Annotated in this window: 21 protein-coding genes; 11 read left to right on the forward strand and 10 right to left on the reverse strand. The window is 73.3% G+C overall.

What is annotated here, in order from left to right; all coding sequences use genetic code 11:
- Positions 1-8: 8 nt before the first annotated feature.
- On the forward strand, positions 9-1,337 hold the full coding sequence (locus JOE35_RS11340; protein WP_209561157.1) for an ABC transporter permease: 1,329 nt from the start codon (positions 9-11) through the stop codon (positions 1,335-1,337).
- 86 nt (positions 1,338-1,423) lie between these two features.
- Here the strand turns inward: JOE35_RS11340 and JOE35_RS11345 are convergent, their stop codons facing one another.
- Complete coding sequence (locus JOE35_RS11345; protein ID WP_209561158.1) at positions 1,424-1,729, reverse strand: hypothetical protein; 306 nt, start codon at positions 1,727-1,729, stop codon at positions 1,424-1,426.
- 156 nt (positions 1,730-1,885) lie between these two features.
- Positions 1,886-2,368: an 8-oxo-dGTP diphosphatase gene (locus JOE35_RS11350; RefSeq protein ID WP_209561159.1), complete on the reverse strand. Its 483-nt coding sequence runs from the start codon at positions 2,366-2,368 to the stop codon at positions 1,886-1,888.
- Positions 2,369-2,439: 71 nt separating this feature from the next.
- On the opposite strand from JOE35_RS11350, the gene JOE35_RS11355 reads away from it, so the two are divergent.
- Genes JOE35_RS11355 through JOE35_RS11370 form a run of 4 tightly spaced genes read left to right on the forward strand, consistent with a single transcriptional unit; the run spans position 2,440 to position 6,429 of the window.
- A complete protein-coding gene (locus tag JOE35_RS11355) occupies positions 2,440-2,790 on the forward strand; it encodes a hypothetical protein (protein WP_209561160.1) in 351 nt (116 codons plus the stop codon).
- A gap of 52 nt (positions 2,791-2,842) precedes the next feature.
- Positions 2,843-3,688: a hypothetical protein gene (locus JOE35_RS11360; protein ID WP_209561161.1), complete on the forward strand. Its 846-nt coding sequence runs from the start codon at positions 2,843-2,845 to the stop codon at positions 3,686-3,688.
- Between the two features lie 44 nt (positions 3,689-3,732).
- Positions 3,733-5,841: a S9 family peptidase gene (locus JOE35_RS11365; protein WP_209561162.1), complete on the forward strand. Its 2,109-nt coding sequence runs from the start codon at positions 3,733-3,735 to the stop codon at positions 5,839-5,841.
- A 6-nt stretch (positions 5,842-5,847) separates the two neighbouring features.
- Positions 5,848-6,429 carry a DUF1697 domain-containing protein gene (locus JOE35_RS11370; protein ID WP_209561163.1) on the forward strand — a complete coding sequence of 194 codons (582 nt, stop codon included), beginning with the start codon at positions 5,848-5,850 and terminating at the stop codon, positions 6,427-6,429.
- A gap of 149 nt (positions 6,430-6,578) precedes the next feature.
- On the opposite strand, the gene JOE35_RS11375 is transcribed toward JOE35_RS11370, so the two are convergent.
- Positions 6,579-7,352, reverse strand: coding sequence for a CYTH domain-containing protein (locus tag JOE35_RS11375; RefSeq protein ID WP_209561164.1), 774 nt, complete (start codon positions 7,350-7,352; stop codon positions 6,579-6,581).
- Between the two features lie 88 nt (positions 7,353-7,440).
- Here JOE35_RS11375 and JOE35_RS11380 point away from each other — a divergent pair, with 88 nt between their 5' ends.
- The gene (locus JOE35_RS11380; RefSeq protein WP_209561165.1) at positions 7,441-8,796 is read left to right on the forward strand and encodes a hypothetical protein; all 1,356 of its coding nucleotides are present in this window, start codon (positions 7,441-7,443) and stop codon (positions 8,794-8,796) included.
- Positions 8,797-9,189: 393 nt separating this feature from the next.
- Here the strand turns inward: JOE35_RS11380 and JOE35_RS11385 are convergent, their stop codons facing one another.
- Positions 9,190-10,947 (reverse strand): pyruvate dehydrogenase, encoded by a 1,758-nt coding sequence (locus JOE35_RS11385; protein ID WP_209561166.1) that lies wholly within the window; start codon positions 10,945-10,947, stop codon positions 9,190-9,192.
- Positions 10,948-11,073: 126 nt separating this feature from the next.
- Between JOE35_RS11385 and JOE35_RS11390 the strand changes: the two genes are divergently transcribed.
- A complete protein-coding gene (locus JOE35_RS11390; RefSeq protein ID WP_209561167.1) occupies positions 11,074-11,346 on the forward strand; it encodes a mycoredoxin in 273 nt (90 codons plus the stop codon).
- A 110-nt stretch (positions 11,347-11,456) separates the two neighbouring features.
- Here the strand turns inward: JOE35_RS11390 and JOE35_RS11395 are convergent, their stop codons facing one another.
- The 3 genes from JOE35_RS11395 to JOE35_RS11405 form a co-directional block, all read right to left on the reverse strand.
- Positions 11,457-11,852: a VOC family protein gene (locus JOE35_RS11395; RefSeq protein WP_209561168.1), complete on the reverse strand. Its 396-nt coding sequence runs from the start codon at positions 11,850-11,852 to the stop codon at positions 11,457-11,459.
- A 177-nt stretch (positions 11,853-12,029) separates the two neighbouring features.
- Positions 12,030-14,162, reverse strand: a complete 2,133-nt coding sequence (locus JOE35_RS11400; protein ID WP_209561169.1) for a DEAD/DEAH box helicase — start codon at positions 14,160-14,162, stop codon at positions 12,030-12,032.
- 334 nt (positions 14,163-14,496) lie between these two features.
- Positions 14,497-15,762, reverse strand: coding sequence for an aminoglycoside phosphotransferase family protein (locus JOE35_RS11405; protein WP_209561170.1), 1,266 nt, complete (start codon positions 15,760-15,762; stop codon positions 14,497-14,499).
- A 94-nt stretch (positions 15,763-15,856) separates the two neighbouring features.
- Here JOE35_RS11405 and JOE35_RS11410 point away from each other — a divergent pair, with 94 nt between their 5' ends.
- The gene (locus JOE35_RS11410) at positions 15,857-17,023 is read left to right on the forward strand and encodes an aromatic acid exporter family protein (protein WP_209561171.1); all 1,167 of its coding nucleotides are present in this window, start codon (positions 15,857-15,859) and stop codon (positions 17,021-17,023) included.
- Positions 17,020-18,003 carry an alpha/beta fold hydrolase gene (locus tag JOE35_RS11415; protein WP_209561172.1) on the forward strand — a complete coding sequence of 328 codons (984 nt, stop codon included), beginning with the start codon at positions 17,020-17,022 and terminating at the stop codon, positions 18,001-18,003. Before JOE35_RS11410 ends, JOE35_RS11415 begins: the two co-directional genes overlap by 4 nt.
- Here JOE35_RS11415 and JOE35_RS11420 read toward each other — a convergent pair.
- Together JOE35_RS11420 and JOE35_RS11425 are read right to left on the reverse strand one after the other, a co-directional pair.
- Entirely contained in the window at positions 17,978-18,790 is an 813-nt protein-coding gene (locus JOE35_RS11420; protein WP_209561173.1) for a triacylglycerol lipase, read from the reverse strand. The two genes, JOE35_RS11415 and JOE35_RS11420, sit on opposite strands and share 26 nt — an antisense overlap.
- 24 nt (positions 18,791-18,814) lie before the next feature.
- The gene (locus JOE35_RS11425; protein ID WP_209561174.1) at positions 18,815-19,201 is read right to left on the reverse strand and encodes a hypothetical protein; all 387 of its coding nucleotides are present in this window, start codon (positions 19,199-19,201) and stop codon (positions 18,815-18,817) included.
- A 285-nt stretch (positions 19,202-19,486) separates the two neighbouring features.
- Between JOE35_RS11425 and JOE35_RS11430 the strand changes: the two genes are divergently transcribed.
- Both JOE35_RS11430 and JOE35_RS11435 read left to right on the forward strand, forming a co-directional pair.
- Positions 19,487-19,993 carry a Dps family protein gene (locus tag JOE35_RS11430; protein WP_209562027.1) on the forward strand — a complete coding sequence of 169 codons (507 nt, stop codon included), beginning with the start codon at positions 19,487-19,489 and terminating at the stop codon, positions 19,991-19,993.
- 105 nt (positions 19,994-20,098) lie between these two features.
- Positions 20,099-21,325 (forward strand): NAD(P)/FAD-dependent oxidoreductase, encoded by a 1,227-nt coding sequence (locus JOE35_RS11435; protein ID WP_209561175.1) that lies wholly within the window; start codon positions 20,099-20,101, stop codon positions 21,323-21,325.
- A gap of 83 nt (positions 21,326-21,408) precedes the next feature.
- On the opposite strand, the gene JOE35_RS11440 is transcribed toward JOE35_RS11435, so the two are convergent.
- Complete coding sequence (locus JOE35_RS11440; protein WP_209561176.1) at positions 21,409-22,284, reverse strand: SMP-30/gluconolactonase/LRE family protein; 876 nt, start codon at positions 22,282-22,284, stop codon at positions 21,409-21,411.
- Positions 22,285-22,391: the final 107 nt, after the last annotated feature.

Genomic DNA, 22,391 nt, shown 5'->3' on the forward strand with positions numbered 1-22,391 from the left:
GAGCACGCGTGACGTCGACGAAGCCCGAGCCGGGCCGCTTCCGCCGCTGGTACTCGACCCTGCACCCGTCGCTGCAGCTGATCGGCCTGCAGCTCTGGCTGCCGCTGTTCTTCATCGTCGGCTTCTGCCTCTGCTACATCGCCGCCTTCCACGCCCCGCACCCGCACGACGTGCCGATCGCGGTCGTCGGGTCGTCGTCCGAGCTGCAGCAGGCGCTCGACGAGGCCGACCCCGGCGTCTTCGTCGTCCGCGGCGAGACCAGCGTCGAGGAGGCGCGCGAGGCGGTGCGCACCGGTCACGCGGCCGTCGCGTGGGACCCGGCCGACTCGACGATCTACAAGGCGAGCGCACATCAGTACCAGGTGTCCGCCCTCATCCCCGCGATGATCACGCCGGTGCTCCAGGCAGGAAGCGCGACCCCCGTCGTGCAGGACCTCGCGCCCCTGCCTGCCTACGACGAGTACGGCACGGTGTCGCTCTACCTCATGCTCGCCTGGTGCATCGGCGGCTACATGGTCGCGATGTTCATCGGCCTGATGGGGGCGCCGCTGCGGCACCGCACCCGGGTGTCGGTGATCGTCGTCGGCGCGCTGCTGATCTCCCTGATCACGAACACGCTCGCCGGGCCGGTGATCGGCGCGGTGCAGGGGCACTGGGGCGAGCTGGTGCTGCTCGGCTGGGCCTGGATCACGGCCATCGGGCTCACGGTGAACGGGATCAGCTACTTCGCGGGGCGCTTCGTCGCCCTGCCGGCCATGATCGTGTTCGTCTTCCTGTCGATGCCCGCCTCCGGCGGCGCCTACCCGTCGTGGTTCATGCCGCAGCCCTTCGCCTGGCTGAACGCCGTCGTCGTCGGCAGCGGCATCACCGAGATGTTGAAGCGGGTCCTCTACGACGTCGGCCCCGGCTACGGCCGCGGCCTGACGATGCTGATCAGCTACGCCGTCGCCGGGGTCGTGCTGATGATCGTCGGCAAGGCGTGGTGGGAGCGGCGACGCATCCGCCGGATCGTCACGGGACGCACGACGATGTTCGCCGACGCCCAGGCCGCGAACCGCGAGTTCCTCATCAGCGAGCGCGACGACGTGCTCGCGCGGCACGGGCTGGTCGCGACCGACACGGGCAGCATCGACACGGTGCCGGAGGACGAGCGGCGGCGGTACGAGGCGGGCGCGGACGACGGCTCGGACGTCGACGGCGACGTGCACGGCGACATGTTCCTGGGGGCTCCGGGCGGGCTCGAGGACACCGGGCTGGACACGCGTCCGGTGCGCGTCGTGCCGCGGCGGGGCGAGAACGACGGCGAGCGCGACGGCGACCGCGTCCGCGACCGCTAGGAGCGCCGGCCACCGGGCCGGGGACGACGACGGGCCCGTGTGCAGTGCACACGGGCCCGCGTCGCGGTCGGCCGTCGGTCGCCTGGTCAGCGGCTCCCGGCAGCGACCGCAGCCGCTTCGCGCCTGGCGAGCAGGGCCTGTTCGGCGACCCGGTCCGAGTGCGCAAAGCGGACGGCGACGACCGCGAAGCGCGTGAGCACCGCGGCGGTGCCGATCAGGGAGAGTGCGAGTCCCGTGCTCCCCAGCACGGCGCCCACGACGATCGCGGAGATGGCGGCGGCCCACCCGAGGGCCACCACCCATCGCGGTGTCGTCAGGGACAACTCGGCCCACCGCCGCGTGCCACCCGTCGTGCGTGTCGCACGGATGGTGACCGCCTGGTGTCCGCTCATGTCGCACTCTCTCCTGATCGTGTTGATCTGTCACCCGAATGACTCGTCGCGATCGACTGTAGAGATCGCGCCCGGAGCGTGCGTCCCCCTCTTGCGGGGGCACCCGAGAGGGGGCAGAACGCGCCGGAGTCCTCCGTTCTGCGGACCTGCGAGCCCTCAGGAGGCAGGCAGTGGCCGATCGGAGACCACCGTCGCGAGGTCGTCCCCGAAGGTGAACTCGTGCGCCACGTGTCCCCCGGCGAGCACCCCGGGCAGCCAGCGCCGGGCGTCGTCCCACATCTCGCCGAGGGGCAGGTCGGCCGCGTCGTGCCAGGCCGGCACGAGCTCGTCGCTCTCGGCAGGCTCGCCCTGCCAGCGGGTCGTCACGAACACGGAGGAGCGCTGGCTCCACGCTTCGCGGTGGGGGAAGAGGTAGAGCAGCTCGCCCCGGGGGTCGAGGTCGACAGGGTCGACCGTCACCCCCGCCTCCTCGGCGATCTCGCGGACGGCGGCGTCGAGGGCCGTCTCGTGGGGCTCGAGCTTGCCGCCGAGGCCGACGTGGTAGCCGGTGCCGAGGCCGGTCTTCTTGCGGCCGAGGAGCACCTGCGCGACCCCGTCGCGCTCGCGGAGCAGGTACGTGACGCAGACGCGGTAGGGCATGGCGCCCACAGTACCGAGGCCGAGGAGGCGCGGAGCAGGCACCCAGGGACTGCCCGCGTAGGGTCGTCGTCATGTCCGAGACGCCCGACGCACCCCGCGGGGGCGTGCCGGAGTTCCGCGGGGCCGGCCGAAGCCTCGAGGTGCTGCGGGCCGAGGCGCACGACGAGCTGGCCGCCCTGATCGAGCTGCGCTGCCGCGGCGGCGAGGACCCCTGGGACGTGGTGCCGTCGCTGCCGACCGTCGACGAGCAGGTCGTGATCGGCATCCGCGCCGATGCCAGGGGCGTCGAGGGCGTGCCCGTCGCGGGCGGGCTCGGAGCGGAGGACGAGCTGCGGTTCCTCCGCGGGGTGGCGCTGTGGCACCCGGAGCTGTCGCGGGCCGTCTGGTCGCTGATGGGGCGGATCGACGCGGCGTCGCACTGACCGGTCGCGGTGTCCGGCTGGCGCTGTCGGGGGTCGCGGCTAGCGTGGCCGCATGATCTGGAGCGACGTCCTCACCGTGACGCTCGGCGCCTTCCTCGGCGCCGGGGCGGCCTTCGCGTCGAACCTGCTCGTGCGCCTGCTCGAGTCGCGCCGGGCCGAGGCCTCGGCCCTCAACGAGCTGGTGACCGAGATCCACTTCCGGCGGGTGCTCCGTCGTGTCTCGGCGACGCGCAGCCCCGACGCCGCGACGCGTGACCCGGCCTACGCGCACGCCCGGCGGTCCATCGGCGCCCTGCGGGGCGTCATCCGCTCCGCGCGGCGTCGCACGCGGCCGCGATCGACCGCGCTGCCGGTCCTCAACGAGATGACGCTCGCCTGCAACACGTTCCTCGACGACAGCGACGACCAGCCCGATCTCTACCGCCTGCACCTCATGCAGCTGCACGCGCGGCTGAACGCGAGCGTCCGGCGGCTGCGCGACCCGCGCCGTGCGATCGCCGACCTCGAGCCGGGCGAGGCGCACCTCGCGCCGACCGTGGCGGGGCTGCGGGCCCCGACGACCCTGCTGGCGGACGACGGACTCCGGCCGGGAGGCGCGGGTACCGTCGCCCGCATGACCAGCGACGCGCACGCCGACCAGCCAGACCCTCCGGACCTGCCCGACCCCGCCGCCCTGCCCGACCCCGCCGACGTGCCCGACGACGACCTCGACGGCCTCGCCACCCTGCCGGGCGTGCGCACCGCCGGCGGCGCCGAGAAGGCCGGCACCCCCGAGGAGGCGGCCGAGATCCGTCGACAGGAGGCGGCTCCCGACCCGGCCGACAGCGACGTCGCCTCCGACGACTACCCCGACGTGCCCGAGCAGGACGGTCTGACGGGGTCCGACCGCCGGGTCTGAGCACGAGCCGGAGCACGGACGGGCAGCCTGGCTAGGCTGGCTGGATGGCCTCCCTCACCCCTCCCCGCGCCCCGCAGAAGCCCGTCGTCCGCAGCCACCACGGCCACGACGTCGTGGACGCCTACGAGTGGCTGCGCGACAAGGAGGACCCTGAGGTGATCGCCCACCTCGAGGCCGAGAACGCGTACACCGCCCAGCAGACCGACCACCTGGCCGCCCTGCGCGAGACGATCTTCGAGGAGATCAAGGGCCGCGTCCAGGAGACCGACCTCGGCGTGCCGGTCCGTGAGGGCTCGTGGTGGTACTACTCGCGCACCGCGGAGGGCAAGCAGTACGGAATCCACTGCCGCGCCCCGATCTCCGGGCCGGACGACTGGACTCCCCCGGCGATCGCCGCCGATCGTCCCGCCGAGGGCGAGCAGGTGCTGCTCGACGGCAACGTCGAGGCCGAGGGGCACGACTTCTTCTCGCTCGGCAGCTTCGACGTCTCGGCCGACGGCACGCGCCTGGCCTGGGCCGTCGACACGACGGGCGACGAGCGCTACCTGCTGCGCGTCCGCGACCTCGAGACGGGTCGCGACCTCGACGACCGCGTCGAGGACACCGCGCCCGGCGCCGTGTTCGATGCGACCGGCGAGTGGATCTTCTACCCGACGGTCGACGAGGCGTGGCGGCCCGACACCATCTGGCGGCACCGCGTCGGCACGACGGGCGACGACGTCGTCGTGATGACCGAGCCCGACGAGCGCTACTGGATCGGCGTCGGCCTCACCCGCAGCCGCCAGTACCTGCTGATCGAGATGGGCTCGAAGATCACCAGCGAGACCTGGCTGCTGGACGCGACCCACCCGACCGGCGAGTTCCGGGTCGTCTGGCCCCGCCGGGAGGGCGTCGAGTACGAGGTGGAGCACGCCGTGATCGCAGGCAGCGACCGCCTCCTCGTGGTGCACAACGACGGTGCCGAGAACTTCGAGCTCGTCGACGTGCCGGCCGACGACCCGACCTCGACGACCGACCGCCAGGTCGTCGTGCCGCACAGCGCCTCCGTCCGGCTCGAGTCGGTCGACGCGTTCGCCGGGCACCTGGTCGTCGAGTACCGCCGCGAGGCCCTGCCCCGCTTCTCGGTCGTGCCCCTGGGCCCTGACGGCATCGGCGAGCCCGTCGAGGTCGAGTTCGACGAGCCCCTCTTCTCCGCGGGCGCGTCGGGCGGCCCCGAGTTCGCCCAGCCGACCGTGCGGTTCGTCCACACCTCGTTCACGACGCCGTCGACCGTCGTCGACCTCGACGTCCGCAACGGCGAGCGCCGGGTGCTGAAGCGCCAGGTCGTGCTCGGCGACTACGACCCCGCCGACTACCAGCAGGCCCGTGAGTGGGCGACGGCAGCCGACGGCACGCGCATCCCGATCTCGCTCGTCTGGCGTCGCGACGCCGTGCGGGTCGGCGAGCCGGCACCGCTGCACCTCTACGGCTACGGCTCGTACGAGCACAGCATCGACCCGGGCTTCAGCGTCGCGCGGCTCTCGCTGCTCGACCGGGGCGTCGTCTTCGCGGTCGCGCACGTGCGCGGCGGCGGCGAGATGGGCCGCGCCTGGTACGAGCAGGGCAAGACGCTCTCGAAGAAGAACACCTTCACCGACTTCGTCGACGTCGCCGACCACCTGATCGCCGAGGGGCGCACCAGCCCCGAGCTGCTCGTCGCCGAGGGCGGCAGCGCGGGCGGCCTGCTGATGGGCGCCGTGGCCAACCTCGCGCCGGAGCGCTTCGCCGGGATCGTCGCGGCCGTCCCGTTCGTCGACGCCCTGACGAGCATCCTCGACCCGTCGCTGCCCCTCACCGTGATCGAGTGGGACGAGTGGGGCGACCCCCTGCACGACGCCGAGGTCTACGAGTACATGGCGAGCTACACCCCCTACGAGAACGTGCGCGAGGGCGTGCCGTATCCGCGGATCCTCGCCGTCACGTCGCTGAACGACACCCGGGTGCTCTACGTCGAGCCCGCGAAGTGGACGGCCCGGCTGCGTGACGTCGGCGCTCCCGTGCTGCTCAAGACCGAGATGTCGGCGGGCCACGGCGGCGTCAGCGGGCGCTACGAGTCGTGGCGCGAGCGGGCCTTCGAGCTCGCCTGGCTGCTCGACGTGCTCGGCCGCGCCTAGGACTCCGTGGACCACGGCGGGCAGGACCGGATCGGGCTCGACCACGTCGCGCTGCTGCGCGGCATCAACGTGGGGACGGCGAAGCGCGTCCCGATGGTCGAGCTCCGCGCGGCCGCCGAGGAGCTGGGGCACCAGCGCCCGGCGACGTTGCTGAACAGCGGGAACCTCGTGTTCTCCGCCGACCGTCCGCTCGGTGCCGACGACGCCGACGCCCTGCGGGCAGCCGTCCTCGCGCGCACGGGCGTCGACGCCGAGCTCGTCGTCCTGGCAGGCGACGCGTTCGCGCGGATCGCCGCGGCGAACCCGCTGCGCGACGAGTCACGCGAGGCGAAGTCGTTGTCGGTCGCGTTCGCCCAGGCGGGGCGTCCCGTGATCGAGGAGGCGCCTCCTGCGTCCGACCTCGCCCCCGAGCTGATGGTCGTGACGGGCGAGGCGGTCTACCAGTGGCTGCCCGACGGCGTGCTCGCCAGTCGCGTGCCCGCCGCGTGGTGGCGGTCGCTCGCCGTGCCGGTCACCGCGCGCAACGACGCGACGGTGCGCAAGATCGAGGCGCTGCTCGCGTCGCGCCGCCTCGTCGCCTCCTCCTGACGCCTGCCGCCGCCTCCTGAGACCCACCGCCTACTCCTGACCTCGAGGGCGGGTCGGAGTCGTCGAGGGCGGGTCCGCGGCGACCCGCCCTCGACCGTTCCGTGGCTGCGGGATCACGGACCAGCGCGCAGAGTCGGGGACGGGCGGGCTCAGGCGGGCTCGGCTCCGAGGCCTCGGGCGAGCTTCGACCGGGAGGCGGACGGCACGGCGCCGCCGGCGAGCAGGCGCGCCTCGATCGCGTCGAGCAGGGCGTCTCCCGACGCGCCGTCGACGCCGGGCGCGAGCTCCGCCTCCCACTCGCGCCAGCGGCGGACGACGGGCTCGGCGCCGTCCCGGCCCGGCACGGTCGCCGTGACGACGTCGTCGGCGAGCTCCGCGAGGGCCGCACCCTCCGCGTCGAGGAGCGTCGTCGCCGTGCGCGTCGTCTCGAGCACGACGACCGGCGAGACCGGCCGGCCTCCGAGCTGCTCCTCGACCCGGGCGAGCAGCTCGGCGGGGACTCCCTCGTCCGCCGAGCCGAGGGGCGCGTGTACCTCGCGCCGCCCCCGGGTGCTCCCGTCGGGCTCGCCGGTGGTCGAGTCCGCCGCCGAGTGGTCGGCTCCGGTCGCTCCGGGGCCGTCCGACGACGTCTCCTGACCACTCGAGGCCGGGGCGGGCGGCAGCTTCAGGTGCCAGCCCTCGTCGTGGCCGCCCGTCCGGCGGCGCAGCGTGATGCGCGAGCCCAGCAGGAGGTGGTCGTCCGTGTCGTGATAGACGGCACGGAGGTGCGCGGGCGCGGCGCGCTCGACGCGGGCGACCTCGACGACGTGGCCGGCGCCTCCTGCGGGGTCTGCGGGGACCGAGACGTCGTCGAGGTCCGGGACGACCGCCTCCTCGTCGACGTCGTACTTGCGCTCGATCTCGGTCTGCTCGCTGGTGCTCATGCAGACAGTTCTAGTCGGGTGGTCTCCGAGCGTGCCGGGCTCCGAGCAGGCCGGTCTTCGGAGCGGTCAGCGGGCGTAGGGTCGGGGCATGAGCGACGTCGCGCCGACCCTTGCCGGATGGATGGCGCGACAGCGCTGGTACGCCACGAAGGGCAGCACGCCCGCGATCCGGGTGATCGGGTCGTTCGAGGCCGATCTCGACGGCGTCCTCGCGATGACGCTGCTCGTGATCGACGAGGCGCCCGAGCTGCCCGTGCTGTACCAGGTGCCCGTGGTCGCCCGCCGTACCCCGCTGCCCGGCGGCGACGCGGCGTTCATCGGCTCGGCCGACGACCTCTACCTCTACGACGCCCCGCACGACCCCGCGTACGCCCGGCACCTCTTCGAGCTGATGTCGAGCCGCGCCCACGTGGACGGCTCCGACGTCGTCGTCGACGGCACGCCCCTGGTCGAGGCCGGCCGCGTCCGCCGCTCCCGGGTGCTCAAGGGCGAGCAGTCGAACACGTCGATCATCTACGACCTCGAGGGCGGGCCGGTCGAGCACGCCATCGCGAAGGTGTTCCGGGTGCTGCACCACGGCGACAACCCCGACGTCACGACGCAGGCCGCGCTGACCGAGGGCGGGTCGACCAGGGTGCCGACCACGTTCGGCTCGCTGCACGCCACCTGGCCAGACCCGGGCCGCGACCACGGCGTCGCCCGCGGCCACCTCGCCTTCTCGCAGGAGTTCCTGGCCGGGGCCGAGGACGCCTGGCGCGTCGCCCTCGACGCCGCCGGTGCCGGGCAGGACTTCACGGAGTCCGCGAGAGAGCTCGGCACCGCCGTCGCCGAGGTGCACGCCACCCTCGCCGACCAGCTCGGCACGGTCCCCGCCGACGAGACGGCCGTCGCGGAGGCCCTGACCAGCATGCGGCGCCGCATCTCGATCGCTGCCCGTGAAGTGCCGGAGATCGCCGAGCACGAGGAGGCGGTCCTCGCCGTCTACGACGCGGCCGAGTCGCTGACGTGGCCGCGCCTGCAGCGGATCCACGGCGACCTGCACCTCGGACAGGCGCTCAAGTCGCCCAGCCGCGGCTGGACCCTGCTCGACTTCGAGGGCGAGCCGCTGCGGCCGATGCCCGAGCGCTCGCGCGCCGATCTCGTGCTGCGGGACATCGCGGGCATGCTGCGGTCGTTCGACTACGTCGCGGGGTCGCTCGCGCAGCAGACGCCGCCGGTCGACGCGGCTGCCTGGGCGCACGACTCGCGCGTCGCCTTCGTGGACGGGTACATCGCCTCCTCGGGGGTCGACGTGCGGGCCCAGCGCGCACTGCTCGACGCGTTCGAGATCGACAAGGCCGTGTACGAGGCCATCTACGAGAAGCGGAACCGGCCCGACTGGATCGGCATCCCGCTCGCCGCGGTCGCCCGGCTCGTCGCGCGCTCGGGCCGCCGCGCGGGCTGAGCGCCGCGCCGCCGCGCCTCCTCGCCGCCGCGCCGCCGCGCCTCCTCGCCACCTCGCCGCTCCCCTCACGAAGCCGGCGGGTCACAGTCGCGTGCGGCGGGTCACAGTCGTACGCGGCGGGCGGGCGCTGACCCGCCACCGGCGGCAGGAACCCGCCGACATGCTCAGAGCAGACGCACGAGGGCATCACGAAGCCGGCGGGTCACAGTCGTACGCGGCGGGCGGGCGCTGACCCGCCACCGGCGGCAGGAACCCGCCGACATGCTCAGAGCAGCACGCAGCACGACCACGCTCTGCAGCACCAGCAGGTGCGCAGAGCAGTGCCGGTCACGAAGGAGGCGCGGATCCGGTCCCGGGGACCGGCGCCGCGCCTCCTTCGCGCAGGGTGCAGCCCTACGGCCGCGGCACGTTCCGCAGGTTCGAGCGCGCCATCGACACGACCTCGCCCGCTCCTCCGTTCATGACGATCTTCGACATGGCCAGCGAGAAGCCCTTCACCTGCGCCCCCGTGATCGCCGGCGGCAGCGAGAGCGCCTGCGGGTCGGTCGCGATGTCGATCAGCGCAGGTCCGTCGTGCTCGAAGACGGCCTCGAAGCCGTCGCGGAGGTCGCCCGGCTGGTCGACGTGCACGGCGTGGATGCCGATCGAGCGGGCGACGGCGGCGTAGTCGACGTAGGGCACGTCGACGCCGAAGTCCGGGTACCCGTCGACGAGCATCTCGAGCTTGACCAACCCGAGGGTCGAGTTGTTGAAGACGACGATCTTCACGGGGATCTCGTACATCTTCGCGGTGATCAGCTCGCCCATCAGCATCGAGAGCCCGCCGTCGCCGGACATCGAGACGACCTGGCGTCCGGGGAACGCGAGCTGCGCGCCGAGGGCGTGCGGCAGGGCGTTCGCCATCGAGCCGTGCAGGTACGAGCCGAAGACGCGGCGACCGGCCGTCGGCGTGATGTACCGCGCCGCCCACACGTTCGCCATGCCCGTGTCGGCGGTGAAGATCGCGTCGTCGGCGGCGACGTCGTCCAGGATCGACGCCGCGTACTCCGGGTGGATCGGCACCAGCGTCTCGGCCTTCTTCGTGTACGCGCCGACGACGCTGCCCATCAGCTTCTCGTGCTTCTTGAGCGTCTTGTCGAGGAACCGGCGGCTCTTCTTCGGCTTCACGAGCGGCTGCAGCATCCGGAGGGTCGGCAGCACGGCACCGTGCACCGGCACGTGCACCGTCGCCCGACGACCGATCACGGCCGCCTCGACGTCGACCTGGGCGATCTGCGCCTTGTCGCCGTCGGGCAGGAACTGCGGGTACGGGAAGTCGGTGCCGAGCAGCACGAGCAGGTCCGCGTCGTGGATGCCCGCGTGCGCGGCCCCGTAGCCGAGCAGGCCGGTCATGCCCACGTCGTAGGGGTTGTCGTGCTGGATGACGTCCTTGCCGCGCAGGCTGTGCCCGATCGGCGCCCCGACCACACCAGCCAGCTCGATGATCTCGTCGTGGGCGCCGCGACCGCCCTCGCCGACGAAGAACGCGACGGTGCCCGCGGCGTTGATCGCGTCGGCGAGCGCCTGGACGTCCTCCCGGGCGGGGACGAGCTCGGGGGCACGGGTCGTGAGGTGCGGCGGCGTGGCACCCTGGGCCTCCAGCTCGGCGATGTCGCCGGGCAGCGTGACGACGCTGACGCCGTGCCCCGCCATCGTGTGCCGGATGGCCGACGCGACGACCGACGGCGACTGCACGGCCGTCGAGATCATCTCCGAGTAGCCGGAGCACTCGACGAAGAGCCGGTCGGGGTGCGTCTCCTGGAAGTAGTCGGTGCCGATCATCGCGCTCGGGATGTGGCTGGCGATCGCGAGCACCTTCGCGCGGCTCCGGTGCGCGTCGTAGAGGCCGTTGATGAGGTGCAGGTTGCCGGGGCCGCACGAGCCTGCGCAGACGGCGAGCTCACCGCTCATCTGCGCGTCGCCGGAGGCCATGAAGGCCGCCGCCTCCTCGTTGCGGACGTGGATCCAGTCGATGCCGCCCTTCGCCGAGCCGCCGGTGCGGCGCACCGCGTCGACGATCGGGTTGAGGCTGTCGCCGACGATGCCGTAGATGCGCCGGACCCCGGCGGCCACGAGCTGGGCGATGATCTGGTCGGCGACGGTGTCTGCCACGGGGTCCTCCTGGTGCGCGATGGTGTCGGGCGAGCGGTGCAGGCGTCCTCACCCGCGCCTCCTCGACCCGTGTCCTCCCAGCCAACTCCCCCGTCCCTCACCGCCGACCGGGCATAGCCTGGGACCATGACCGACACCGCCACCTCCTACGTCCCCGAAGCCGGCTCCATCACGATCTTCAGCACGTCGTGGTGCGGCTACTGCGCCCGCCTCAAGCAGCAGCTCGGCAAGCAGGGCATCGGCTTCACCGAGGTGAACATCGAAGAGGTGGCGGGCACCGCCGAGATCGTCGAGAACGTCAACGGCGGCAACCAGACGGTGCCCACGGTGATCTTCCCCGACGGCTCGACCGCGACCAACCCGTCGCTCGCCGACGTCAAGGCGAAGCTCGGCCTGTAGCGCTCGTCAGACGCGGGCGCGGACGCAGGCGCGAGCACACACGTCTGCAACGCGAGAACGCCCCGCTCCTCCCTCAGGAGGCGCGGGGCGTTCTGCTGCGACAGGTCGCGTCAGCTCTGCGGTGCGGCCGCGAAGAACTCGATCTGGTTGCCGTCGGGGTCCTTGACCATGAGGGTCGTGCCGAAGTCCGGGTCCTCGAGGTCGGACTCGATGCCGACCGACGCGGCGTGATCCTGCCAGGCGACGACGGCGTCGCGGTCGGCCACGGCGAAGCCGATGTGGTCGAGACCGGGGACGGTCGGGTCGAAGGGCACGGCCTTGCCCTCGGTGTAGGCGGTCACGCCGAGGATCTGGCCGCCGCCGACCGAGAACAGCCGACGGTCGAGCCCGTCCAGCACGATCTGGCCCACGGGCGGTGCGCCGAGCAGCGACTCGTAGAACGCGAGGCTCGCGTCGAGGTCGGACACGGTGATGGCGACGTGGGCGTAGCCCTGGATCTCGGGCATGGTGTGCTCCTTCGGGTGCGTGCGTGTGGTGATCTCCCGACCCAACTCCCGCCTCCTGGGAGGCGTCCCTCCACGGCGGGCGAGTTCGTCGCGTCCGGGCTGTCACGACGGCCCGGGACCGACGAACTCGCCCGCCGCCCCGGCCGATGCAGTGAGCCGGGAACGGCGCGGCCCGAGCTAGTCGGAGAGGGCGTCCGTCAGCAGGGCGACCAGCGCGCTGAGCTGGATGTCGCCCGAGTCGACCACCTCGCTGTCGTCGCCGTCGAGGGCGCGCGCCGCGAGGCCAGCCTTGCTGTCGATCAGCTCGGCGATCTTCGTGTCGATCGTCTGGGCGGCGATGACGCGCCAGGCGGTGACGGGTTCTTCCTGGCCGATGCGGTGCACGCGGTCGATCGCCTGCGTCTGCTCGGCGTCCGTCCACGAGAGCTCGGCGAGCACGACGTTCGAGGCGACCTGCAGGTTGAGCCCGACGCCGGCCGCGGTGAGCGAGCAGACGACGACCTCGACCTCGGGGTCGTTCACGAACGCGTCGATCTGGCGCTGGCGAACGGCCGGCGTCTGGTCGCCACGGATCGAGGCGTACTTGATGCCCCGCTTCGCGAAGGTCTGCTCGGCCGTGTCCATCACGTCGATGTGCTTGGCGAAGAAGACGACCTTGCCGACGTTGCGGGCGAGCTGCGCGGTGTAGTCCGCGGCCAGCCCGGCCTTGGCCTGGCCGATGCGGCGCACCATGCTGAACACGTTCTCGCCGTTCTTGGCGGTCGTCGTGTCCTCGAGCTCCCACTTGGCGACCTGGCGCACCAGGTCGTGGTCGATCCCCTCGACCCGGACCCCGGAGGTGCGGGCCGCGAGCGCTGACCGGTACCGGGACACGAGTCGGCGGGCCAGCTCGCGCTCGGCCTCGCGGATCGAGCGGCCGGCCTCGTCGTCGAGCTCGACGGGGAGGTCGGCGATGCGGCGGGCCGGGATGTCGGCGGCGACGTCTACCTTGCGCCGTCGGACGATGCCGAGGTCGATGACGATCTCGCGGGCGGACGAGAAGAAGCCGGGATCGGCCGGCGTGAGGCCCGCCTCCTCGAGCTGCTCCATGAGCTCGGCGGCGGGCTTCTTGTCGCCGATCCAGCCGAGGAACTCCCAGATCGCACGGAAATCTTCGATGTCGTTGATCAGCGGCGTGCCGGTGAGCGCCATCAGCAGCGGGTGCGCCGTGCGCGAGCGGATGCGCTCCGACAGCTGCAGCACGTGCCGGGACCGCTGCGACTCCTTGTTCTTGATGAAGTGCGCCTCGTCGACGATCATGCCCTTGAAGCCGAGGTCGCCGAGCCAGCCGACGTGCCGGTCGAGCACCTCGTAGTTGACGATCACGACGTCCGCGAAGGCGTCGAGGGTGTCGCCGTCGCCGTGGATCACCGTGGCGGTGCGGGTCGGCGTCCAGAGCTGCACCTCGCGCGCCCAGTTCGTCTTGACGACGTTCGGCACGACGACGAGCAGCGGGTACGCGCCTGCTGCCTGGGCGGCGAGCAGCGACTGGGCCGTCTTGCCGAGGCCCGGCTCGTCGGCGAGCAGGTAGGTGCGGTGGCCCTGGCGCGCCGACTCGACGAGCTGTGCCTGGTGGTGCATCAGCGTCGCGCCGGCCGGGGCGTCGACGGTGGTCGGCTCGGGCAGGGGCATGCAGGCGGACCCGCCGCCGGCGCCGTACTCGAACGACTTGAAGAGCGGGCCGAACAGCTCCCAGTTGGCGAGGCGCACAGGGTGCACCTCGCGGGCGACCTCGGCGAGCGAGAAGTCCGGCGGCAGGAACGGGTTCGCGAGCTGGCGCGAGACGACCGACTGCGGCACGACCTGGCGCTCGGACACAGGGGCGACGGGCGCGGCCTCGCGCACGACGACCTGCTCCTCGGGAGCGAGCTCCATGCCGGCGGACATCTGCATGTCGCGCTTGAGGGCCCTGGCGCTCTCGGAGACGACGGCGTCCTCGCCGAGCAGCGCGATGAGGGAGGTGTCGCGAGCGGCCGTCTTCGCGAGGATCTGAGCGACGCCGTCGAGCCGCTTCATCTGCTCGGCGCGCTCGGAGTCGCTGATCGCCTTGTCGACCTTGACCCTGGCGCGCTCCTCGCGCATCAGCAGGGCGATGACCTGGAACTTCGTGCGGCTGGACGGCTTCACCTGCCCGCGCTGGGCGGCGGCCTCCACCTCGCGCACGGCGCGGGCGAGGACGGGGATGAGCCCGTCGTTGTCCACCTCGCGGCGGCGGTGCTTCTGGGGGGCGGTGCGGGTGCCGCCCTGCTGACGCTGGCCTGGTCGAGCCAAGGCTCCTCCTCGTGGTCGACGCGACGGTCGACGGTGCTGTGTCGTCGAGCGACGACGGGTGGTGCTGCGGTGCGACGCTGCGGCACCGGGCTGGGCCCCGGCCGCTCGTCTGCCTTGCCGGCGCCTGCCCTGCCGGGTGTGTCGTGCCCAGCGCCGGTGACGACGCGACGAGCCGCCGCGGTGCGGACACCGGGGCGAGACGGGACACGGCCGGACGATCTCGGATCGGACGGCGGAGAGGCACGGACGAAGGGACTCCGTCGCCGCCTCCGGCCGGGTCGGACCATCTGTGCCAGATGACGACACGGACGATGCTGCGCGCTAGTTTACGCGCTCACGCACCCGACACGCCACCGGGCGCCGTCGTGTCGCCTGCGGCGTCCGGAACGACGGGCGAGTCGGGCGCCGGCCAGCCGCCGAGTGCGCCCGCGGCGGCACCCAGCAGCTGCTCGGCCTTGCGCCGCCCGGTGTCCGTGCCGAGCGTCGCCTGGCCCCCCGCGTGGGCGAGCAGCTGGGCCGCGACCGCCGGGGCCAGCCGGTCGGCGAGCCCAGGAGCCGCACGCGCCCAGGTGCGGGAGAGCTCGTCCGCGAGACGCTCGCAGGCGCGGGCCTCGGCCTCGTCGCCGTTGCCGCGGTGCCACTGCCCCGTGACGACGAGGTGGGCGACGAGGGCCGCGGCGTCGCGCGCGGGGTGGCCGAGCCCCGCGGTGTCGATGTCGAGCAGGCCGGTGACGTGCCACGGCCGCTCGGGGTCGACGAAGAGCTGCTCGAGGTGCAGGTCGCCGTGGATGACGGCGAGGGCGTCGCCCGTCCAGGTCGCTCGTCGACGCTCGATCTCGCCGTAGAGGGCCTGGATCTCTGGCGCGCGCCCTGGCAGGGCCGTGGAGAGGGTGCCTCGGTGCCAGTCCGCGTGGTCCAGGGCGTCCGACTGGGCCCGGTTCGTGATGTGCACGCCCGCGACGAGACGGCCGAGGTCGACGATCTGCTGCACGAAACGTGGCTCGTCGGCGAGCTCGGCCACGCGCTGCCCGGCCGGCACGCCGGGGACCAGCTCGAGCACGAGCAGCCCGTCGGGACGTGACGCGAGCACCCGGGGCACCGGCAGCCCCCGTGCGCGGAACGCCTCGTGCTGGGCGACGATCGGCGCGACGCGGTCGGGCCGGATGACCTTGAGGAACACCGTGGCCTCGGCCGAGTCGAGCCGGATCACCGCCCGCTTTCCCGGCCGGTAGGCCGCGACGCTGAGCGTCGGGGCGGTGACCACGATGCCGAGCGCGGCCAGGGACTCGGTGACGCGGTCGGGGTAGGTCACTCCGGCGAGCGCGGGGAGGAGCGGGTCGGCCGGGTAGGCCCACACGGCGAGCTGCTGGCCCGTCGACGGGTCGGTGGTGAGGACGCTCGTCGCGTCGGCGGTCGACACGTCCGTGTCGATGAAGGTCAGGACCGTGTCGGAGGCGCCCGCCTCGTCGACCGTGTCGACCTCGTAGCCGTAGAGGAACCCGTGCCCGGAGGGCTCGACCGAGTGGGGCCGGAAGGCGACGACGGTGAGCCCCGAGCCGGCGAACGCCGCGGGGAGCACCTCTGCTGAGTTCGGCCACACGCGTCCAGTAAACCGGTGAGGGGGCCCCCTCGAGCGCCCACGGCGCGGCACGGTTACCCGATCGTGATGCGCGCGCGACGGTATCCTCGGAGGCGTGCACCTCGTCTCGCGCATTCGTCAGACGCGGCGCACCCCTCTGCTCCAGGTCGTCAAGACCTCTGCCGCGGTCGTCGTCGCCTGGTTCGCCTCCGTCGCGCTGCTGCAGCAGCCGCTGCCGATCTTCGCCGCGATCGCCGCCCTGCTGGTCGTCCTGCCGAGCGTCAACCAGTCGCTCGTGCGCGGCCTCGAGCGCAGCGTCGGCGTGGTCGCCGGCGTGCTCATCGCGTTCGCGGCAGGTCAGCTGTTCGGCGCCTCCACCTGGATCGTGCTCGGCATCGTCGTCGTCAGCCTGCTCGTCTCGTGGGCTCTGCGACTCACCCCGAGCAGCGCGAACCAGGTGCCGATCTCGGCGATGCTCGTGCTCGCCATCGGGGCGCAGACCCCCGACTACGCCCTCGACCGGGTGCTCGAGACGATCATCGGGGCCGTGGTCGCACTGGCGATCAACGCCCTCGTCGTGCCGCCCGTGCTGCTCGCGCCGGCCCACCTGGCCGTCGGGCGCCTGACCCGCGATCTCGCCGCCGTGCTGGACGAGCTCGGGGCCGTGCTGTCGACGCCGAGCGACCGCGAGCGCCTCGGCGCCGTGCTGGTGCAGGCCAGGGGCCTGCGCGACCTCCAGTCGAAGGCCGCCGCCGCGGTCGCCGCCGGCGAGGAGAGCCTCATGCTCAACCCCCGCGCGAGCCGGCAGCGCACCGTGCTCGAGGCCGACGCCGCGCTGCTCGTCCGGCTGACGGCGCTCGTGCACCGCGCCGTCGGCATGGCGCGCTCGGTGCACGACAACTACGACGTCGAGCTCGTGGACGACCCGGCCGTGGGGCAGATCGCCGAGGAGCTGCACCGGGCGGCACACGACCTGAGGCTACGGGGCCGCGAGGCGGAGGCCGGCTCGGGCACCGCCTCCTCGGCCCGCGGCTCCTCGGCCCGCGGCTCCTCGGCGCCCGGCTCCCCGGCGCCCGACGCCTCGGGGTCCTCGCCCGACGACCGGCGACTGCGCGGCGAGCCCCCGCTCCCCGGCGAGCGGCCGCTCGACGACGCCGAGCCCGAGGCCCTCGCCCTCACCGCCCCGGTGCGGGTGCTCAGGCCCGACCCCGAGCACTGGGTGCTGATCGGGTCGCTGCTCGAGGACATCCGTCGGGTGCGCGAAGAGATCATCGACGAGTGAGCGGCGGCACGGGGGCGGCCCCGGGTGCACGGTCGGTCCCTGGCGACTCCTACGCACCCTTCGGGCTCGACCCCGAGGAGGCGCGCGACCTGGTCGAGGACGTCGTCGAGACCGCCGACGGCCGGGTGGTGCTGCACAGGTCGGCCGTGCTCGACGACGCGGGCCCGGCGGGCGACGCGGCCCGCGCCTCCGCGACGGTGATGCTGCACGGGGCGGCCGGCTCGTGGACGACGTGGCTGCCGCTGCGCCGTGCCGTCCGCGAGGCCGGCGACGACGCGTCCGCCCTGGCCGGCCCGCTCGTGCTGATCGACCTGCCCGGCTGGGGCGCCAGCCCGGCTCCGGCCGTCGCCCTCGACGTGCACGCGGCGTCGCGGGTCGTGCACGCCGTGGCCGACGCCTGTGGGCTCGACCGCTTCGACCTCGTCGGCCACTCGCTCGGCGCCCTCGTCGCGCTGCACGTCGCCGCGCAGTCGCCCGAGCGTGTCCGGTCGCTCGGGCTCGTCTCCCCCACGACGTTCTCGGCGCTCGAGGCTGCGTCGCGGCCGTGGCGGGGGCTGCGGACGGTGCCGGCGCTCGTCCTGCTGCGGGTCGTGTTCCGGGTGCTGCCCCGCGCCTCCGGCCCCCTGCTCGCCGGGGCCGCACGCATCGGGCTGCTGCGCGCCCTCTCGGCTCCTGTGTTCCGGCACGTGCGCCGGGTGCCGCGGTCGGTGCTCGAGGAATTCGTCGCCGAGATCCGGCCGCGGGCGTTCGTCGCCGCCGTCGCGTCGGGCGTCGGCTACGACACGGGTGCGTGGGCCCGGATCAGCTGTCCGGTGGCGGTCGTCGCCGGCGCGGAGGACGCGTTCGCGCAGCCCGACGACCTGGTGCGGCTGCGCGACCTGCTGCCGGAGGCGCGGACGACCGTGCTCGTCGGCTGCGGGCACTTCGCACACGTCGAACGGCCTCGGGAGACGGTCAGGGCGCTGAGCGCCCTGCGCTGACGTCGCCAGGGTCGACGTCGCCAGGGTCGACCTCGCCAGAGCTGACGTCGCCAGAGCTGACATCGTCTGAGCTGACGTCGCCGCCCTCGACGGCCGCGACGATCATGTCGACGCACTCCGGGTTCCCGAGGGGCCGGAAGTGGCCGTCGACGGGGAACGTGACGTTGACGGCTCCCGGCAGCACGCTGCCCTCGGTGACGTGCGCGTCGAAGCGGGACGCCATCGAGGTGATCCGCTCGTTCGCCTCGAGCTGCTCGGCGAGCTGCAGCAGGGCGGCGTCGCTCGGCGAGAACGCCCGCAGCGCCGGGTTCGGCAGCACCCGCGACCAGCGCGTGCCCGAGAACGGGCTGTTGACGGCGACCATCCGGTCGATGCGCCCGTCGACGTCGGTGCCGACCATCATCGACTTGCCGACCAGGCCGCCCTTGCTGTGGGCGACGACGACGACGCCGCGCAGGTCGTGCGCGTCGAGGATCCGCTGGGCCGCCTCCGCGGTCTCCGGGATCGGCTGGCGGTTGTGGCGCATGCCCGGCACGACGACCACCGGGTGCCCGAGGTCGGACAGGCGCTCGCCGACCAGCCGGAGGTGCCGCCAGGTCTCGTAGACACCGGGCAGCAGCAGCACGGGGGCGCGATCGCCGTGCCGCCACCGGGCAGGCACGACCCGCCCCGACCGCGGCACGAGGTGGACCCGCCAGACGAACGCGTAGTCGGTCACCACGGTCGCGGCGAAGCGCCGGAGGCCGACGCGGCGTCGCCCGCGGCCCCTGGACGGTGCGGAGGTCATGCCCCTGACGCTAGGCCGAGGTGCTCAGGCGACCCTGTGCGCCGTGGCGGCGCCCGCGGAGGCAGGAGAGGTCGTGCCGACGGGCTCGTCGTCGACCCAGACGGGGGCGTCACGGAACTCGACCGCGGCGCGGGACGCACCGAGCGCCCGCTCCCAGCCGGTGCAGATCGACGCCCACGGCGGCGGGAACCGGGCGGCGTCGTCGAGGAGGCGGAGCGCCAGCCGGGCGTGCCCGGCACGGGCTGCGGCACTGGCCGCGTCGGGCAGCGCACCGATCACGTAGCGGACGACGAGGACTCGGTGGTCCCACTCCATCTGGTCGATGTCGTCGAACGCGCCCCAGGCGCTCTCGATCTCGCGGCGCAGCCGCGTCACCTCGACGGACTCGAAGCCCTGCGATCCCTTGCTCATGTGCCCCCCTCAGAGCCGGACGGGCGCCGGTGCCCGTCGTACCGCGACCGGTCGGTCGTGTCGAGAAGATACCACGCCACCCGTTTCGACACAGAGGCCGGCGTCACATGCCGACGCCGCGCCTCCTCCGCCGGGTGTCCCCCGGAACCTGGAACAGCACCCGGCGGGACGGGACTACCGTCCACGACGCACCCTGACCGGTGCGACGCAGCGGCTCGACGGCCGCACGCCCCCACGACTGAAGGAGTCCCCGTGTTCCAAGGATCCCCCGCCCTGCGCGAGTCCATGCAGAAGGTCCTCGTCGACCTCATCGAGCTCCACCTCCAGGGCAAGCAGGCCCACTGGAACCTGCTCGGCAGCAACTTCCGCGACCTGCACCTGCAGCTCGACGAGATCGTCGACGCGGCCCGCGAGTTCAGCGACGAGATCGCCGAGCGCATGCGCGCCGTCTACCTCGTGCCCGACGGCCGCTCCAACACCGTCGCGAACGAGACCAGCCTCGTGCAGTTCCCCGCCGGCCCGGTCGAGACCACCGCGGTCGTCGACTTGATCGTCGACCGCATGTACGCCGTCGTCGACACCATGCGCACGGTGCACGACGACGTCGACGACGAGGACCCCACGACGGCCGACGTGCTGCACAGCATCCTCGAGCGCCTCGAGCAGCTCGCCTGGATGACCGGTGCCGAGAACCGCCACCCCGAGAAGGACGCCGCGTCGTCGGACACGCGCGGACGTGACGAGGACGCGATGGCCGAGGGCCAGGACCGCGTCGGAGCCGTCGCGAACTAGCGACCCGCCGCCCGCTCCTGCGGGCACCACCGACTGGGCACCGCCCCGGAGATCCCCTACGCGACCTCCGGTGCGGTGCCCTTCCCACGACCTGGAGGCAACACCATGACGGACACGAGCAGCACCACCAGCAGCACACCCACCGGCACCGCTCCCGAGGCCTTCGACCACGTCGTCGTGGGCGGGGGCATGACCGCGGACGCCGCGGCGAAGGCGATCCACGAGACGGCCCCCGAGGCGACCGTCCTGATCGTCAGCGACGACGTCGACGAGCCCTACACGCGCCCCGCCCTCTCGAAGAAGCTCTGGATCGACCCCGACTACAGCGAGGCTGACAACGACCTGGGCACCCGCGAGGCGTCGGGAGCCGAGATCCGCCTGCGCACCTCGGTCACCGCCGTCGACCGCGAGGCCCGCACCGTGACGACCGATGACGGACGAACCGTGTCGTGGGGGCGCCTCCTGCTGGCGACCGGCGGCACGCCGACCCGGCTCGACCTGCCCGAGGACGACCGTGTCGTGCACTTCCGCACCGCGGCCGACTACCGGCGGCTGCGCGAGCTCTCGGGCGAGGGCCGCCGCGCGGTCGTCGTCGGCGGCAGCTACATCGGCACCGAGCTCGCCGCGGCCCTCGTGCAGAACGACACCCGCGTGACCCTCGTCACGCCCGACGACGTGCTCGGCGGCTCGGTCTTCCCGGCCGAGATCGCCACGCGTTTCGAGGCGGCCTTCGAGGAGGCGGGCGTCACGCTCGTCAAGGGCCGTCGCGTCGAGAGCGGCTCGGCCTCCGACGCCGGGGTGCAGGTCGTGCTCGACGACGGCTCGTCGCTCGAGGCCGACGCCGTGGCCGTCGGCCTCGGCATCACGCCGTCGACCGAGCTGGCCGAGGCCGCCGGCCTCGATGTGTCGGACGGCATCGTCGTGGACGCCTCGCTGCGCACCTCGGACCCGCAGGTCTTCGCCGCCGGCGACGTCGCCTCCTACCCCGACCGCATCCTCGGCCGTCGCCGCGTCGAGCACGTCGACAACGCCAAGGAGCAGGGGGCGCTCGTCGGGCGCGTCATGGCCGGGTCCGACGAGACGTACGGCCACACGCCGTACTACTACTCGAAGGTCTTCGACATCTCGTACGAGGCGGTCGGCACGCTCGACGCGTCGCTCGAGACCGTCGTCGACGACAAGGGCGACGGCTCGGCCGTGGCCTACTACCTGTCGGACGGTGCGGTGGCCGGCGTGCTGCTCTGGAACGTCGAGGAGGCGCGCGACGCCGCCCGGGCCGTCGTCGCCGAGGGCACGGCCGTCTCGCGCGACGGGCTCGTCGGGCGGATCTGAGCCGGGACGAGGTCTGCTCGAAGGGCCCCGGGGACGCGCACCGCGCCTCCTCGGGGCCCTTCGACGTGGAGTGGCCTGCGGTCTCAGGCCCGCGGGCCGAACAGGAACGGCGCCCGGCCTGCGCGATCGAGGTCGAGCACGAACACGCCGCCGCTGAGGGGGTGCTCGGCGAGCTGGTCGTCGTCGAGCCCCTCACGGGCCGACAGCACGAAGAGGGTGCGGAGGTCGGCGCCGCCGAACCCGATGCCCGTCAGGTTCGGCACGGGGAACTCGACGCGCTCGACGACGTCGCCGTCGCGGTCGAGGTGCACCACGACGCTCTCGCCGTAGATCGCGCCCCAGAACTCGCCGCGCTCGTCGCGGGCGAGGCCGTCGTGCGAGCCTCCCGACGAGAAGGGGACGAGCTCGCCGAGCTCGCCGTCCGCGTCCCACGACGCACGGTAGATCGTCTCGCGCTCGGTGTCGGTGAGGTAGATCTCCAACCCGTCGTCGTTCCACTCGAAGCCGTTGGTGGTCGTGAAGTCGTCGCGCAGCAGCGTGACGTCGCCCGTCGGGCCGACCCTCCAGAGGCCGGCGACCGGGGCGCCGTCGGGGTCGGTGGCGCCGACCACGAACGCGCCGAACGGGTCGCACTTGCCCTCGTTGAGGCGCATGCCCTCCTTGGCGAGCTCGACCGTGGCCATCACCTGCAGCGACCCGCCGTCGTCGTCGGTGAGCACGACCTGGTCCTCGAGGGCGGCGACGAGCCCCCCGCCGTGTCGGCGCTGGAAGCTCGGCAGGGGCGGGTCGACCGGCAGCGACCGGTCACGCAGGCCGTCGGCCGAGGTGCGGTGCAGCAGCCCGGGCGGGATGTCGGTCCAGAGGAGCTCCTGTGCGTCGACGTCCCAGACGGGGCTCTCGCCGAGGGTGGCCCTGGCGTCGAGGAACAGGCGGGGGCGGGGCGTGGTGCTCTCGGTCATCCGTCCCGTCTACGCGTCCGGCCTGGCCGTCGCCTCCTCCCCAGGGGTACGGACGGGGCGCGTTCCGCACAGACCGCTGGCAGGGGCGAGCACGAGGAGGCGCGGGA

Origin of the sequence: Frigoribacterium sp. PvP032 (assembly GCF_017833035.1) — a bacterium.
Taxonomy (GTDB): Bacteria; Actinomycetota; Actinomycetes; order Actinomycetales; family Microbacteriaceae; genus Frigoribacterium.